This is a genomic window from Streptomyces sp. NRRL S-646 (assembly GCF_000720765.1).
Classification (GTDB): domain Bacteria; phylum Actinomycetota; class Actinomycetes; order Streptomycetales; family Streptomycetaceae; genus Streptomyces.
In genome coordinates this window covers 88391-103125 of sequence record NZ_JODC01000017.1, presented here as the reverse complement: position 1 = coordinate 103125, position 14735 = coordinate 88391, and the positions used below count along the sequence as shown (strand labels likewise).

Below are 14735 nucleotides of genomic sequence, written 5' to 3'. Positions count from 1 at the left end.
CAACTCACCGTCGGTTCGAGGGCCGGGGCCGGGCAGGCGGCGGGTGGCCCCACTCGCCTCGGCGACCGCCGCGAGCATGCGGTGCACGGGGAACGCCGCTCCCCCGCGCCCGGTGAGGCCAGATGCGGCGACGGTTCTCAGGGACGAGCGCGGCGGCACCTCGTTCCCTGCTTGTCATGACCGTTCCCCTCCCATAGTGACGCTCTGTCACGCACTACGGTCGGGGAACGGCCTGGGAGAAGTCCGTGAGCCACCCTTAGGAGCCCAAAGACGTTCCTCAGGAGCTTCTCAAGCGGTCAGGCGGGCGATCGCCTCGTCCACCGTCAGCTCCTCGCGCTCGCCGGTCTTCCGGTCCTTGAGCTCCACGACGCCCTCGCCGGAGCGGCGGCCGGCGACCAGGATCTTCGGTACGCCGATGAGTTCGGCGTCCGTGAACTTGACGCCCGGGGAGACGCCGGCCCGGTCGTCGACCAGGACGCGCAGACCGGCCGCCCGCAGCTTCTCGGAGACCTCGAGGGCCAGTTCGATCTGCAGGGCCTTCCCCGCGGCGACGACGTGCACATCGGCCGGGGCGACCTCGGCGGGCCAGCACAGGCCCTGCTCGTCGGCGGTCTGCTCGGCGAGGGCCGCGACCGCGCGGGAGACGCCGATGCCGTAGGAGCCCATGGTGACGCGGACCGGCTTGCCGTTCTGGCCGAGGACGTCGAGCTTCAGCGCGTCCGCGTACTTGCGGCCGAGCTGGAAGATGTGGCCGATCTCGATGGCGCGGTCCAGCTTGAGGCCGGTGCCGCACTTGGGGCACGGGTCGCCCTCCTGGACGACCACGACGTCGACGTACTGGTCGACCTCGAAGTCACGGCCCGCCACGACGTTCCTGGCGTGCGTGCCCGCCTTGTTGGCGCCGGTGATCCAGGCGGTGCCGGGGGCCACGCGCGGGTCGGCGATGAACTTGACCTTCTCGCCCAGGCCCTGCGGGCCGACGTAACCGCGGACCAGGTCGGGGCGGCCGGCGAAGTCCGCCTCGGTGACCATCTCGACGGTCCCCGGCGCGAAGTGCGCCTCGACCTTGTCCATGTCGACCTCGCGGTCACCGGGGACACCGACGGCGACGATCTCGCCGTCGACCTTCACGAGGAGGTTCTTCAGGGTGGCGGAGGCCGGGACCTCCAGGAAGGCGGCGAGGGTCTCGATCGTCGGGGTGTCCGGAGTCGGGATCTCCTCGATCGCGGCCACGCCCTCGGCGTCCACGGCCTTGAGCTCGTAGGTGATCGCCTCGGTGTTGGCCGCGAAATCGCAGTTCGGGCAGTCCGCGAAGGTGTCCTCGCCGGCCTCGGCCGGGGCGAGGAACTCCTCCGACTTGGAGCCGCCCATCGCGCCCGCGGTCGCGGCGCAGATGCGGTAGTCGAGGCCGAGGCGCTCGAAGACGCGCTGGTAGGCCTGGCGGTGCAGGGCGTAGGACTGGGCGAGGCCCTCGTCCTCGGTGTCGAAGGAGTACGAGTCCTTCATCAGGAACTCGCGGCCGCGCAGGATGCCGGCCCGGGGGCGGGCCTCGTCACGGTACTTGTGCTGGATCTGGTAGAGGATCACCGGCAGGTCCTTGTAGGAGGACGCCTGGTCCTTCACCAGCAGGGTGAAGATCTCCTCGTGGGTCGGGCCGAGGAGGTAGTCGCCGCCCTTGCGGTCCTGGAGGCGGAACAGCTCGGCGCCGTACTCGTCCCAGCGGCCCGTGGCGTCGTACGGCTCCCGCGGCAGCAGGGCGGGGAGCAGCACCTCCTGGGCGCCGATCGCGTCCATCTCCTCACGGACGATCCGCTCCACGTTGGCGAGGACCTTCTTGCCGAGGGGCAGCCACGACCAGATACCGGCCGCCGTGCGGCGCACATAGCCGGCGCGGACGAGCAGCTTGTGGCTGAGGACCTCGGCGTCCGCCGGGTCGTCACGCAGCGTCTTCGCCATCAACTGGGACATGCGTTGGACCGGTGCGTTCGCCATGGTTCTCGTACTCCTGCTGCGTAAGGGTGATGGCAAGGAGGTTAGCCGGGGGGCCGGTTCCGGTGGAAATCCGTTAACGGCGCCGCAGGGGCAGGGGGGCGCCCATCACGGCGTACGGCTTCGGGGCGCTCGGGAAGAGGACCTGGCGGGCCAGGTCCTGGTAGCCGAGGGAGTGGTAGAGGCCGCGGGCCGGGCTGTCGGTGTCGATCGCGGACAGGATCGAGCGGGGCTCGGCGGCACCGTCGGTGATGGTCGTGATCAGGGAGCGGCCGATGCCGCGGTTCTGGTGGTGCGGGTGGACATGCAGCTCGGTGATCACGAAGGAGTCGTCGAGCCAGCCGTCGTGCCCCTGCGCGCGCAGATACGGCTCGACGACGGTGGACCACCAGTGGGTGCGGTCGTTCGGCATGCCGTAGACGAAGCCGACGAGGCGGCCTTCGACGGTGGCGCCGAGTGCGCGGGCTCCCGGGTACGTCATGTGCCGCAGGACGATCTGCCGCCGTACGGCGACCTCGTCGGCACCGAGTCCGAAGGCCACGGCCTGCACGGCGAGCGCCTCGTCGACCCGGGCGGACAGGTCGAGGGGGCCGATCACGACGTCTTCGGGATGGCGGTGTCCGTGACCGGGAAAGCGCAGCATGCCGGGGAGACTACAGGTCTCGTACGAGGCTCAGAACTGCGCTGTGAACTGCGGCTGGAAGTCCGGCCGGAAGTGCGGCTAGAACAGAACGCTCATGAACGCGCCGACCTCCTGGAACCCCACCCTCCGGTACGCCCGTCGCGCCGGGGTGTTGAAGTCGTTGACGTAGAGGCTGACGATCGGGGCCACGTCCGCCAGCGCGTAGCGCAGGACCGCGGCCATGCCCGGTGCGGCGATCCCCCTTCCGCGGTACTCCGGGGCGACCCACACGCCCTGGATCTGGCAGGCCTGGGGGGTGGCCGCGCCGATCTCCGCCTTGAAGACGACCTTGCCGTGTTCGTCGAGGCGGGCGAACGAGCGGCCGGAGCCGACGAGTTCGGCGACCCGGGCCTGGTACAGCAGCCCGCCGTCACCGACGAGCGGCGAGACGCCGACCTCCTCGGTGAACATGGCCACGCACGCCGGCATGATCGTCTCCATCTCGTCCTTGCGGATACGACGGACGTAGGGATCCGGGGCGATGCCCTCGGGCATGCGGTCGGTGACCATGAGCGGCTGGTGGGCGCGGACCTCGCGGGCGGGGCCCCAGCTGGGTTCGAGCAGACGCCAGAGCAGGGTGGCGGCCTCGACGGGGCCGACTATGGACGAGCAGCGGCGGCCGGCCCTGCGGGCGCGGTCGGCGAAGGCGCGTACGGCGCGCGGGCCTGCGCAGATCGGGACGAGGTTGGCGCCCGCGTAGCAGAGGGAGGTCAGCATGCCCTCCTCGTAGAAGCCCCACATCTCGCCGCCGAGCCGCCACGGGTCGAGGCCCGCGACCTGCACCCGTGACGTCACGAAGGCGTTCGCGACCGGCTCGCGGTCGAGGACGGCGAGCGCGGCGTCCAGGTCGCTCGGTTCGAGCACCCGTGAGGTGGTCTGCGTCAACACGTGCGGGGCCTCACCCTGAGGTTCTGCTGATCTCCGCACTGTACCTGCGGAAGCTGGGCGGTGCCGCCCCCGTCTCGTTGTCTGGTGGGCGGTGGGTGCCGTGCCGTCCGGGGGGCTGCCGCCCCCAGGCCCCCGCTTTCGGCCTGAACGGCCTCGTCCTCAAACGCCGGACGGGCTGAAATGCCGCGACCGGCGCTTGAAAAGGCTCCCTCAGCCCGCGACCGACACCGACGGCTCGCCCGAGGGGGTGCCGTCTGCCTCCATCTTCTCGGCCAGCTTCATGGCCTCCTCGATGAGGGTTTCCACGATCTTGGACTCGGGGACCGTCTTGATGACCTCGCCCTTGACGAAGATCTGGCCCTTGCCGTTGCCGGAGGCGACGCCGAGGTCGGCCTCGCGGGCCTCGCCGGGGCCGTTGACGACGCAGCCCATGACGGCGACGCGGAGGGGGACCTCCATGCCGGTCAGGCCCGCGGTGACCTCCTCGGCCAGCTTGTACACGTCGACCTGGGCGCGGCCGCAGGACGGGCAGGAGACGATCTCCAGGCCGCGCTGCTTGAGGTTCAGGGACTCCAGGATCTGGTTGCCGACCTTGACCTCCTCCACGGGAGGCGCGGAGAGGGAGACGCGGATCGTGTCACCGATGCCCTGCGAGAGCAGTGCGCCGAAGGCCACCGCCGACTTGATCGTGCCCTGGAAGGCAGGGCCGGCTTCCGTCACGCCGAGGTGCAGGGGGTAGTCGCACTGGGCAGCGAGCTGCTTGTACGCCTCGATCATCACGACCGGGTCGTTGTGCTTGACCGAGATCTTGATGTCCCGGAAGTCGTGCTCCTCGAAGAGGGAGGCCTCCCAGAGGGCCGATTCGACCAGGGCCTCGGGGGTCGCCTTGCCGTACTTCTGGAGCAGGCGCCGGTCGAGGGAGCCCGCGTTGACGCCGATACGGATCGGGGTGCCGTGGTCCTTCGCGGCCCGCGCGATCTCCTTGACCTTGTCGTCGAACTGCTTGATGTTGCCGGGGTTGACGCGTACGGCCGCGCAGCCCGCCTCGATGGCCGCGAACACGTACTTCGGCTGGAAGTGGATGTCGGCGATGACCGGGATCTGCGACTTCCTCGCGATGGTGGCGAGCGCGTCCGCGTCGTCCTGGGTGGGGCAGGCCACGCGCACGATCTGGCAGCCGGAGGCGGTGAGCTCGGCGATCTGCTGGAGGGTCGCGCCGATGTCCGACGTACGGGTCGTGGTCATCGACTGCACGGACACGGGCGCGTCGCCGCCGACCGCCACGGATCCGACCTGGATCTGCCTGCTCTGCCGACGCTCGGCAACCCTGGTCGGAACGGACGGCATGCCGAGAGAAATCGCAGTCATCTGCTGTGCAACCCCAAGTCGTGGATCAAGGTCCGGTCCCGGATCAGCGGGCTCCAGGCTTCGAGATTACGGCACCGGCGCAGGCCCGGGCACACCCCCGCCTCGAACACACTCGGCGGGGGGACCCCCTCGGCCGTAAACCCACTCATGGGAAGGCGGCCTGACACAAAGCGTGCCAGGCCGCCACAGACTCCGCGTGACTAGTTGATTGTCACTAGGTGATTTTCACGGGGTTGACCACGTCCGCGATCAGCACCAGCAGCGTGAAGCAGACGAAGACGCCCGCCACCACGTACGCCACCGGCATCAGCTTCGCCACGTCGAACGGGCCCGGGTCCGGCCTGCGCAGCACCCTCGCCAGGTTGCGGCGCAGGGCCTCCCACAGGGCGCCCGCGATGTGCCCGCCGTCGAGCGGGAGCAGCGGGAGCATGTTGAAGAGGAACAGGGAGAGGTTGAAGCCGGCGATCAGCATCAGGGCCGTGGCCAGCTGCTGGGTCGGCGGGATGTCGAGGGTGAAGATCTCGCCGCCGACGCGGGCCGCGCCGACCACGCCCATCGGGGAGTCGGGCTGGCGGGGTGCGCCGTCGAAGGCCGCGTCCCACAGGGCGGGGATCTTGCCGGGCAGGCTCGCGATGGAGTCGACGGCCTCGCCGAGCCGGTCGCCCATCCAGGAGACGGACTCGCCGAAGTCCTGGCGGACGATGCCGTTGGCCGCGCTGAAGCCGAGGAATCCGGCGGTGACGTACTTGCCCGGGATGACGCGGCCGGTGGAGTCCTTCTTCGCAACCTGGTTGGTGGCGATCTTCGCGTGCAGGGTCGTCTCCTGGCCCTTGCGGTCGACGACGATCGCCACGTCCTTGCCGGGGGTGGCGCGGATGAGGTCGGAGAGCTTGTTCCAGTCGTCCGTCCGCACCCCGTTGAAGGACACGATCTTGTCGCCGGCCTTGAGGCCCGCCGCGGCGGCCGGGGAGGCGGCGTCGGACTTCTTGCACTTGTCGCGGTTCTCGCTCTGGGCGATGACGCACTGAGAGACGGAGCTGACGCTGGTGGTCTGCTGGCTGATGCCGAAGCCCATCAGGACCGTGAGAAAGAGCGCCACGGCCAGGATCAGGTTCATGAAGGGGCCCGCGAACATCACGATGACCCGCTTCCAGGGGGCGCGGGTGTAGAAGAGGCGGTTCTCGTCCCCGGGGCGGAGTTCCTCGAAGGCCGCCGAGCGGGCGTCCTCGATCATGCCGCGCCAGGGCGAGGTGGAGCGCGCGGTGATCCGGCCGTCGTCGCCCGGCGGGAACATGCCGATCATGCGGATGTAGCCGCCGAGCGGGACGGCCTTGAAGCCGTACTCCGTCTCGCCCTTCTTCCGCGACCAGAGGGTCGGGCCGAAGCCCACCATGTACTGCGGCACGCGGATGCCGAAGAGCTTGGCGGTGGACAGATGCCCCAGCTCGTGCCACGCGATCGAGATCAGCAGACCGACCACGAAGATCACTATGCCGAGGATCATCATCAGGGATGTCATGCACGCGCCTCCGCGGCAGAAGTCGTCTGCGCCGTCAGTTCCCGGGCCCGGGCCCGGGCCCAGGTCTCCGCTTCGAGGACGTCCGGCACGGTGAGTGAAGTTCCCGTGTGCGGGGTGCCGTGCTCCTCGACGACCCTGGTCACGGTCTCCATGATGCCGTTGAACGGCAGCGCGCCACTGCGGAACGCCTCCACGCACTCCTCGTTGGCCGCATTGAACACCGCCGGGGCGGTGCCCGCGAGCTCACCCACGTGCCGGGCGAGGTTCACCGACGGGAACGCGTCGTTGTCGAGCGGGAAGAACTCCCACGTAGACGCGGTGCTCCAGTCGAAGGCCGGTGCCGCGTCGGGGACGCGCTCGGGCCAGCCGAGGCCGATGGCGATGGGCCCGCGCATGTCGGGGGGCGTCGCCTGGGCGATCGTCGATCCGTCCGTGAACTCAATCATCGAGTGGACATACGACTGGGGATGCACGACGACCTCAATGCGGTCGAAGGGAATGTCGTACAGCAAGTGTGCCTCGATCACCTCGAGGCCCTTGTTGACGAGGGTCGCCGAGTTGATCGTGATCACCGGGCCCATGGCCCAGGTGGGGTGGGCGAGGGCGTCCTGGACGGTGACGTTCGCCAGCTCGGCCTTGGTACGGCCGCGGAAGGGACCGCCGGACGCGGTGACGACGAGTTTGCGTACGTCGGCCCGGGTACCGGCCGCCAGCGCCTGGAACAGGGCCGCGTGCTCGGAGTCGACCGGAATGATCTGCCCGGGCTTGGCGAGCGCCTTGACCAGCGGGCCGCCGACGATGAGCGACTCCTTGTTGGCGAGCGCGAGGGTGCGGCCCGCCTCCAGGGCGGCGAGGGTCGGGGCGAGGCCGATGGAGCCGGTGATGCCGTTCAGCACGGTGTGGCAGTCGGAGGCGGCGAGCTGGGTGGCCGCCTCGGGCCCGGCGAGGATCTCCGGGAGCGGCTCCCCCGCGCCGTACTGCGCGGTGAGCGCCTCGCGCAGTGCCGGTACGGCGTCCTCGCGGGCGACCGCGACGGTCCGTACCCGCAGCTGGTACGCCTGCTCGGCAAGGAGGGCGATCCGGCCGCCGTTGGCGGAGAGTCCCGTGACCCGGAAGCGGTCGGGGTTGCGCAGCACGAGATCGATGGCCTGGGTGCCGATCGACCCGGTGGAGCCGAGGATCACCACGTCCTTCGGGCCGGTTCCCGCCACGGGGTCGTAGACGAGATGAGGGTCTGCGAGAGGGGCTGGACTGTCGCTCATTGCTCCATTGTTGCCGAGCCGGAGCGCCGGGAGGACAGTGCGTCGCTCGGGTGGGTGCCTTGTCGCGCTCTGCGGAGGTTGAAGGGGGATCCCCCCTTGTGAAAGCGGCGTGAAGATCACACCTCGGGGGGATCCCTTCCGGGGCTGGGCGCGGTCAGCGGATCGGGCGGTGCAGGTTCTCCTTCGCCGAGGCTCCGGGGTCCGCCGCGGCGATCCACGGCCCCTCGCCCGACGGGTCGACGATGCCGTCCTCCAGCCACTCGTACGTGCCCGACATGATGCCCTTGACCAGCTTGCGGTCGATGTCGTCGGTGTTGTTCCACAGGCGGCCGAAGAGTTCCTCGACGCGGATGCGGGACTGGCGGCAGAAGACGTCGGCGAGCTGGTAGGCCTCGCGGCCGTGGTCGCCCTGGCTGCGCAGGAGTTCGGCCCGTACGCAGGCCGCGCTCATCGCGAACAGTTCGGCGCCGATGTCGACGATACGGCCGAGGAAGCCCTGCTTGGTCTCCATCTTTCCCTGCCAGCGGGACATGGCGTAGAAGGTGGAGCGGGCCAGCTTGCGGGCGTGCCGTTCGACGTAGCGCAGGTGTGGGGAGAGGTCCACACCGTGCTTGAACTGGCCGTAGGAGACGGGGAGTTGACCCGGTCCCGCGACCAGCTTCGGGAGCCACTTGGCGTAGAAGACACCCGCGTTGGCGCCCGCCTTGGCCTTGTCCTGGAGGGACTTCTCGGGGTCGATCAGGTCGCCGGCGACGGACAGGTGGGCATCGACCGCCTCGCGCGCGATCAGCAGGTGCATGATCTCGGTGGAGCCCTCGAAGATGCGGTTGATGCGCAGGTCGCGCAGGACCTGTTCGGCCGGGACAGCCTTCTCGCCGCGGGCGGCGAGGGAGGCGGCCGTCTCGAAGCCGCGGCCGCCGCGGATCTGGACGAGTTCGTCGGCGATGAGCCAGGCCATCTCCGAGGAGAAGAGCTTGGCCAGGGCGCCCTCGATGCGGATGTCGTTGCGGTCCTCGTCCGCCATCTGCGAGGACAGGTCGAGTACGGCCTCCAGGGCGAAGGTGGTCGCCGCGATGAAGGAGATCTTCGAGCCGACGGCCTCGTGGTGGGCGATCGGCTTGCCCCACTGCTCGCGGGCCGCCGACCACTCGCGGGCGATCTTCAGACACCACTTGCCGGCGGCCACGCAGGACGCGGGGAGCGAGAGCCGGCCGGTGTTGAGGGTGGTGAGTGCGATCTTCAGGCCCGCACCCTCCGGGCCGATCCGGTTGGCCGCCGGGACGCGGACCTGGTGGAAGCGGGTGACGCCGTTCTCGATGCCCCGCAGGCCCATGAAGGCGTTGCGGTTCTCGACGGTGATGCCCGGCGAGTTGGTCTCCACGACGAAGGCGGTGATGCCGCCCTTGTGGCCCTCGCTCTTGGGCACGCGGGCCATGACGACCAGCAGGTCGGCGACCACGCCGTTGGTGGTCCACAGCTTCACCCCGTCGAGGACGTAGTCGTCCCCGTCCGGCACCGCGCTGGTCGCGAGGCGGGCCGGGTCGGAGCCCACGTCCGGCTCGGTGAGCAGGAAGGCGCTGATGTCGGTGCGGGCGCACCGGGGCAGGAACTGCTCCTTCTGCTCCTGCGTGCCGAACAGCTTGAGCGGCTGGGGTACGCCGATCGACTGGTGCGCCGACAGCAGTACGCCGATCGCCGGGCTGGCCGAGCCCGCCAGCGCGAGTGCCTTGTTGTAGTACACCTGGGTGAGGCCGAGGCCGCCGTACTTGGTGTCGATCTTCATGCCGAAGGCGCCGAGTTCCTTGAGGCCGTTGATCACCTCGTCGGGGATCCGGGCCTCGCGTTCGATCAGCGCGCCGTCCACCTTGGTCTCGCAGAAGTCGCGGAGCTTGGTGAGGAACTGCTCGCCGCGCTGCGCCTCCTCGGTGGACGGGGTGGGGTGCGGGTGGATGAGGTCGAGGCGGAAGCGGCCGAGGAAGAGTTCCTTGGCGAAGCTCGGCTTGCGCCAGTCCTGTTCACGGGCCGCCTCCGCCACCTGGCGGGCCTCGCGTTCGGTGACGGTGGGGCGTCGGGAAGAGGGTGCGGGTGCTGCGGACATGAGGGCCACCTCGCCGCGAATCGGGATCTTGGTCCAGTTTGGTTACCGACGGGTGCTACCCGATCGTATGTACCCGATTCGGGGCGAGGCCACCACCCTTTGTGCAGCCGTTCAGCTGAAGAGGTACGCGGGCGGGTGCATCCTCGTACGAGAAGAGCCGTCACCCTCGTACAGGAAGAGCCGTCACCCTCGTACGAGAAAAGCTGTCGAAGCGCTTCGACAACCTATGGACACCCACCCTCGCTAGAGCTAGTGTCGAACCACTCTCACCCGCCCCTGTTCGCAATGCGCACTGTCGAAGCGCTTCACACCGCTTGGAGAGCTGGATGGTCACCCTCGCCGAGGTCGCCCAGCACGCCGGAGTCTCGGCGAGCACGGTGAGCTATGTCCTCAGCGGCAAGCGGTCCATCTCCACGACCACCCGGCTGCGGGTCGAGCAGTCCATCCGCGAGCTCGGCTACCACCCGAACGCGGGCGCGCGGGCCCTGGCCAGCAGCAGGTCGAACATCATCGCGCTGATGGTCCCGCTGCGCACCGACATGTACGTACCGGTGATGATGGAGATCGCCATCGCGGTCGCCACCACGGCCCGGACGCACGGGTACGACGTCCTGCTGCTGACCGGCGAGGAGGGCCCGGACGCGGTCCGCCGGGTCACCGGCAGCGGGCTCGCCGACGCGATGATCCTGATGGACGTCGAACTCGACGACGAGCGGCTGCCGTTGCTGCGCGGAACCGACCAGCCGTCGGTCCTCATCGGCCTCCCCGCCGACACCTCCGGACTGACCTGCGTCGACCTCGACTTCAAGGCGACCGGCGCGCTGTGCGTGGAGCACCTGGCGATGCTCGGCCACCGCGACATCGCCGTCATAGGAGAGGCCCCGGCCGTCTACGAGCGGCACACGGGCTTCGCCGAGCGCACCCTCGACGGACTGCGGTCACGCGCCCAGGAGCTGGGCGTACGGCTGCTGCACCGGCCGTGCGAGGGCGGGTACGACGCGATGGCCGTGACCCTCGCCCGCATTCTCGACGAGCGGCCGGGTACCACCGGCTTCGTCGTGCAGAACGAGTCGGCGGTCGAGCCGCTGCTCGCCCTGCTCCGCCAGCAGGGCCGTGCCGTGCCCGAGGACGTGTCGGTGGTCGCGGTCTGCCCGGACCAGGTCGCCGTGCAGGCCTCGGTGCGGCTGACGTCGGTCGCCATCCCCGCGCAGGAGATGGGCCGGCACGCCGTGGAGCGTCTGGTCGCCAAGCTCGACGGCCGGGGCACGGACGAAGTCGTGCTGATCGCCCCGGAGCTGACGGTGCGGGCGAGCACGGGCCCTGCACCTTCCGGTACTTCCTGATCCCGCTCTTCCGTGCCCTTCCCGGGCACCCTTATGTCTTTCGGGAGCACCCTTCGTGAACCAGTCTGCCGAAAACCAGCCACAGACCGGGGCCCAGCCCCAGGTCAGCCTCGCCCAGTCGTCACCCACCGTCGGCACCTTCCGGGAGCGGGACGGCGCGCTGGAGTGGAGCGGACGTCAGGAGACCCTCCGCATCGAGCCGTGGGGCCCGGACGCGGTCCGGGTGCGCGCACGGCTCGGCGGCCCGATCCTCGAAGGACTGCCGGGCGCCCTGCTGGACGAGGCGCCGGCCACCGAGAGCAGCATCAAGGTCGGTGACGGGGAAGGGCAGTTGACCGTCGGCGCACTCACCGTGGAGGTGAGCGCCGAGGGCCTGATCCGCTTCCTGCGCACGGACGACGGCAGCGAGGTACTGGCCGAGGAACGCGCCCACTTCTGGTGGCCGGGCTCCCGCCTCTACACGGCCGTCGGCAACGGCCACCATCGTCTGGAGCAGCGCTTCGCCGCCTACGACGACGAGAAGCTGTACGGCCTCGGCCAGCACCAGCACGGCCGCCTCGACCAGAAGGGCCTGGTCCTCGACCTGGTCCAGCGCAACGCCGAGGTCGGCATCCCGGTGCTCTCCTCAAGCCGCGGCTACACGATCCTGTGGAACAACCCGGCGATCGGCCGCGTGGAGCTGGCGCACAACGGCACCCGCTGGGTGGCCGACTCCGCCCGCCAGATCGACTACTGGATCACCGCGGGCACCCCGGCCGACGGACAGCGCCGCTACAGCGCGGTCACCGGCCGTACGCCGATGCTGCCGGAGTGGGCGGCCGGCTTCTGGCAGTGCAAGCTGCGCTACCGCACGCAGGACGAACTCCTCGCGGTGGCAAGGGAGTACAAGCGCCGGGGCCTGCCCATCTCGGCCATCGTGTGCGACTTCTTCCACTGGACACACCTGGGCGAGTGGAAGTTCGACCTCAACGAGTGGCCGGACCCCGCGGCGATGGTGCGCGAGCTGGAGGAGCTCGGCATCAAGCTGGTGGTGAGCGTGTGGCCGTCCGTTTCGCCGCTGAGCGAGAACCACCCGGTGATGGAGCAGCGCGGCTACTTCATCGGCACCCAGTACGGCCCGATGGCACACGCCGACTGGCCCGACAAGCAGGTCGCCTCCACCGTCCAGGTCGCCTTCTACGACGCCACGAACCCGGACGCCCGTGAGTTCGTGTGGTGGCGCGTGAAGGAGAACTACCTGGATCCGTACGGCATCACGGCCTTCTGGCTGGACGCCTGCGAGCCCGAGCTCAAGCCGGGCTTCCAGGAGAACCTGCGCTACTGGGCGGGTCCCGGCCTGGAGGTCGGCAACAGCTACCCCGCCGAGAACTCCCGCACCTTCTACGAGGGTCTGCGCGCCGAGGGCGAGGAGGTCATCACCCTCAACCGCTCGGCCTGGGCGGGCAGTCAGCGCTACGGCGCCGCCCTGTGGTCCGGCGACATCGGCACCGACTTCCCGACCCTGCGCCGCCAGATCGCGGCCGGGCTCAACACCGCGTTGTCCGGCATCCCTTGGTGGAACACCGACATCGGCGGCTTCCACGGCGGCGACCCGGACGACCCGGCGTATCGCGAGGTCATGGTGCGGTGGTTCCAGTTCGGCGCGCTGTCGCCGCTGATGCGGCTGCATGGGTTCCGGGATCCGGGGATGCCGCTGGGTCCGGACATGACCGGGGGTCCGAACGAGGTGTGGTCGTACGGCGAGGAGGCCGGCGCGATCCTGGAGCGATATCTGCGGCTGCGGGAGCGGCTGAAGCCGTACGTCCTGGACGTCATGCGGGAGGCGCACGAGGAGGGGCTGCCGGTGATGCGGCCGCTGTTCCTGGAGTTCCCGGAGGATCAGGGGGCCTGGGCGGTCGACGATGCCTATCTCTTCGGGCGGGATCTGCTGGTTGCCCCGGTGCTTACCGCCGGCGCGACGGCCCGGACGACGTATCTCCCGGCAGGCGCCACGTGGACCGACGCGTGGACGGGAGAGACGTATGAGGGGGGCGCGGCTGTGACTGTTGATGCGCCGTTGGAACGGATTCCGCTGTTTCTGCGGGACGGGGTCCAGCTTCCTATTGCGCAGGAAGTGCCGCGTTAGGTCGGTGATCGGCTGCTGCGCCGTCGTGGCTGGTCGCGCCCACGCGGCGGAGCCGCATATCGATACAGCCCCGCGCCCCTTCAGGGGCGCGGGAGAACCGCACGGGAAATTGACCCGCCTGTTCAATTCCTGCAGACGGACGCCAGGGAGCGGAGCAGGGCCTTGGTGTGAAGCAGGTCCGGGTGTTTCTCGTGGTGGACCTCGATGACGGCCACGGTGAGTTCCGGGCGGCAGGTGAGGGCCGTGCGCTCCGGTGTCGTGTCCGCGACTGCCTGGACCAGGTCCGTGTTGATGCGGTTGATGGTCTGGCGGACCACGTTCAGGTCGGGCCGGGTGGTCGGGGCCTGGTCGGGGTGGGCGGTCCAGCGGGCGTAGAGGGCGCGCTGGACGTCCTTGTTGGCCTCGATCTGGTCGCGGAACATGCGGCGGACCTCGTCGGGGTCGGCGCCGATCTGCTTCGCCTGAGCAGCGACGTTGTCGAGGACCACCTGCTCGCGGGCGGGGTCGTCGATGGGGCTGTCGGTGCCCCACTTCGCAGCTGCCACCAGGTCGGCGGTGGCGAGGCGCTCGGCGGCGAGGGAGGCCACCGGGTGCAAGGGGGAGGACAAGGGGGTCGTGGGTGCCGCTGCCGCGGTGCCCGGTATGGCGAGCACTGCGGCAGCGGCCGCCAGCGTGATGCGGAGGGGGGTGCGGATAGGCATGGGGTCCATGAAACCTCACCCGGTCCACATCAATATCAACTGCTGCTGACGCTCTCGCTGTTGACGGTGAAGTTCAGGCCACCGGAAGACGACGTGATCTCGAAGCCGAACTGGAAGTCGCCCATGGTCACGTTGCCGAACCAGCCCTTGGTGTCCTTGATCCACTTCAGGATCGGCAGGACGTCGACGGTGCCGGAGGAGGAGTTGGAGGTGCGGACGAACGAGAACACGTCATTGGAGCCGTTGTTGCCCTTGTAGACGGTCCAGCTGTGACCGCCCAGCGTGACGTTGCCCTGCGAGGTGCCGAGCGGGCCGACGGCTCCGGTCTTGTTCATCCAGAGCATGATCTCGTACTTGTGGTTCGTGTCCCAGATGTCGTACGCCGTCTCGTACGCACCGGACGACGGGACGCTGACGTTGTAGCTGCTGGTGAGCGAACCGAGTGAGGTGATCGACTTGTTGATCACCTTCGTGGCGTTGGGGTAGGACTTGATGCCGCCGGTGTTGGGGTGGTTGGCCCAGACACCCCAGTTGGTGCCGGAGTTGGCCCAGATGCACTGGCTGCCGGCGCCGGACCCCCAGATGTTGTTGTAGAGCGTGTAGCCGTTCAGGCTCGTGTTGGCGTACTGCTCGCAGGAGTTCCAGACGGCGGCGGAGGCGGGGGCGGACGCGAGGCCGACGGTGGCGCCTATGGCCATCGCCGGCGCCAGTACGGCCATGGTGATCTTGCGCAGAGTGCTCTTTGCCATGGTGTCCCTTC

At 69.4% G+C, this 14735-nt stretch carries 11 protein-coding genes; 2 read left to right on the top strand and 9 right to left on the bottom strand.

Annotation, left to right across the window (positions count from 1 at the left end):
• Nucleotides 1–288: 288 nt before the first annotated feature.
• The 7 genes from IH68_RS0138100 to IH68_RS0138070 form a co-directional block, all read right to left on the bottom strand.
• The gene (locus tag IH68_RS0138100) at nt 289–1992 is read right to left on the bottom strand and encodes a proline--tRNA ligase (RefSeq protein WP_030944911.1); all 1704 of its coding nucleotides are present in this window, start codon (nt 1990–1992) and stop codon (nt 289–291) included.
• Nucleotides 1993–2065: 73 nt separating this feature from the next.
• Nucleotides 2066–2632 carry a GNAT family N-acetyltransferase gene (locus IH68_RS0138095; RefSeq protein ID WP_030944908.1) on the bottom strand — a complete coding sequence of 189 codons (567 nt, stop codon included), beginning with the start codon at nt 2630–2632 and terminating at the stop codon, nt 2066–2068.
• Nucleotides 2633–2710: 78 nt separating this feature from the next.
• The gene (locus tag IH68_RS0138090; protein ID WP_030944905.1) at nt 2711–3559 is read right to left on the bottom strand and encodes a GNAT family N-acetyltransferase; all 849 of its coding nucleotides are present in this window, start codon (nt 3557–3559) and stop codon (nt 2711–2713) included.
• Between the two features lie 210 nt (nt 3560–3769).
• Nucleotides 3770–4927, bottom strand: a complete 1158-nt coding sequence (gene ispG / locus IH68_RS0138085; RefSeq protein WP_030944903.1) for a flavodoxin-dependent (E)-4-hydroxy-3-methylbut-2-enyl-diphosphate synthase — start codon at nt 4925–4927, stop codon at nt 3770–3772.
• 214 nt (nt 4928–5141) lie between these two features.
• Nucleotides 5142–6434 carry a M50 family metallopeptidase gene (locus IH68_RS0138080; protein ID WP_199931970.1) on the bottom strand — a complete coding sequence of 431 codons (1293 nt, stop codon included), beginning with the start codon at nt 6432–6434 and terminating at the stop codon, nt 5142–5144.
• A gap of 8 nt (nt 6435–6442) precedes the next feature.
• Nucleotides 6443–7708, bottom strand: coding sequence for a 1-deoxy-D-xylulose-5-phosphate reductoisomerase (dxr, locus tag IH68_RS0138075; protein ID WP_030944897.1), 1266 nt, complete (start codon nt 7706–7708; stop codon nt 6443–6445).
• A gap of 154 nt (nt 7709–7862) precedes the next feature.
• Nucleotides 7863–9806: an acyl-CoA dehydrogenase family protein gene (locus tag IH68_RS0138070; protein ID WP_030944894.1), complete on the bottom strand. Its 1944-nt coding sequence runs from the start codon at nt 9804–9806 to the stop codon at nt 7863–7865.
• Between the two features lie 326 nt (nt 9807–10132).
• Here IH68_RS0138070 and IH68_RS0138065 point away from each other — a divergent pair, with 326 nt between their 5' ends.
• Entirely contained in the window at nt 10133–11149 is a 1017-nt protein-coding gene (locus IH68_RS0138065) for a LacI family DNA-binding transcriptional regulator (RefSeq protein ID WP_030944891.1), read from the top strand.
• Nucleotides 11150–11204: 55 nt separating this feature from the next.
• Nucleotides 11205–13274 carry a TIM-barrel domain-containing protein gene (locus IH68_RS0138060; RefSeq protein ID WP_030944888.1) on the top strand — a complete coding sequence of 690 codons (2070 nt, stop codon included), beginning with the start codon at nt 11205–11207 and terminating at the stop codon, nt 13272–13274.
• A 122-nt stretch (nt 13275–13396) separates the two neighbouring features.
• Here the strand turns inward: IH68_RS0138060 and IH68_RS0138055 are convergent, their stop codons facing one another.
• Nucleotides 13397–13975, bottom strand: coding sequence for a chorismate mutase (locus IH68_RS0138055; protein WP_030944885.1), 579 nt, complete (start codon nt 13973–13975; stop codon nt 13397–13399).
• A 35-nt stretch (nt 13976–14010) separates the two neighbouring features.
• Nucleotides 14011–14724, bottom strand: coding sequence for a glycoside hydrolase family 12 protein (locus tag IH68_RS0138050; protein ID WP_030944883.1), 714 nt, complete (start codon nt 14722–14724; stop codon nt 14011–14013).
• Between the last annotated feature and the right edge of the window lie 11 nt (nt 14725–14735).